The sequence below is a fragment of the Romboutsia sp. 13368 genome (assembly GCF_018336475.1).
GTDB lineage: Bacteria > Bacillota > Clostridia > Peptostreptococcales > Peptostreptococcaceae > Romboutsia.
In genome coordinates this window covers 300,715-301,676 of record NZ_CP048741.1, presented here as the reverse complement: position 1 = coordinate 301,676, position 962 = coordinate 300,715, and the positions used below count along the sequence as shown (strand labels likewise).

Below are 962 nucleotides of genomic sequence, written 5' to 3'. Positions count from 1 at the left end.
GTCGGCGAAATAMWNCWTTTYGGATAYATCMGTTGCTCAAAAAAAGACCTTCAAGCATAATATGCTCAAAGGCCTTTTTTATAAATTAAATATTACTTATATAATTTTACATATCTTTCTATAATTAATTTAAATCTGCTAATATCTCTTTTAATACTGACGCTGCATCATTATATATAAACTGCTTTTCAACTTCATAGTACTCACAGTCTATGAATCTTTCTATCTTTTCTATATCTTCTACTTCTCCATCTGTAGCAAATAATACTGCTGTAGATTCTTTTATATCATTTATAGAAAGTTCATTTGTTATCTTACCATTTGATTGTATCTCGTATCTTATCTCTATATTCATAGAACTTCCAGCATCCTCTAAAAGTTTTATACAATCATTATCATTTGTAACTACAGTTATTATCTTATTCATAAGTTTACCTCTATTTCATATTTTGTGGTAATATCTCTATCCAATAATTATCTGGGTCTGCTATAAAGTATATCCCCATATCTTTATTTTCATAACATATGCATCCCATTTCTTTATGTAATTTATGTGCACCCTCAAAATCTTCAACTCTAAGAGCTAAGTGGAATTCATTATCACCTAAGTTATATGGTCTATCCCAGTCTCTTAACCAAGTTAATTCTAAACTATGTGTACTTACTCCATCACCTAAATATACTAATATAAAACTTCCATCCTCTGCTACTTTTCTTTTTGTTTCAACTAAACCTAATGCGTTTTTATAAAATTCTAAACTTTTTTCAAGGTTTAATACATTAAAATTATTGTGACAAAATGTGAATTTCATAATTTCCCTCCTTATATTTTTATAAATATAAACTACCATTTATTACTTATAAAATCAAGTAAACCTAAAATCTTATTCTAAAATTATATATATCGCTTTGTATACTATTTATTATAGTACTATATTTAATTTATTTAACCTAATTAATTA

At 25.9% G+C, this 962-nt stretch carries 2 protein-coding genes; both read right to left on the bottom strand.

Annotation, left to right across the window (positions count from 1 at the left end; translation table 11 throughout):
- Positions 1–124: 124 nt before the first annotated feature.
- A complete protein-coding gene (locus tag G3997_RS01200; protein ID WP_296646827.1) occupies positions 125–427 on the bottom strand; it encodes a PTS sugar transporter subunit IIBC in 303 nt (100 codons plus the stop codon).
- Between the two features lie 10 nt (positions 428–437).
- Positions 438–812, bottom strand: coding sequence for a VOC family protein (locus G3997_RS01195; RefSeq protein WP_296646822.1), 375 nt, complete (start codon positions 810–812; stop codon positions 438–440).
- Positions 813–962: the final 150 nt, after the last annotated feature.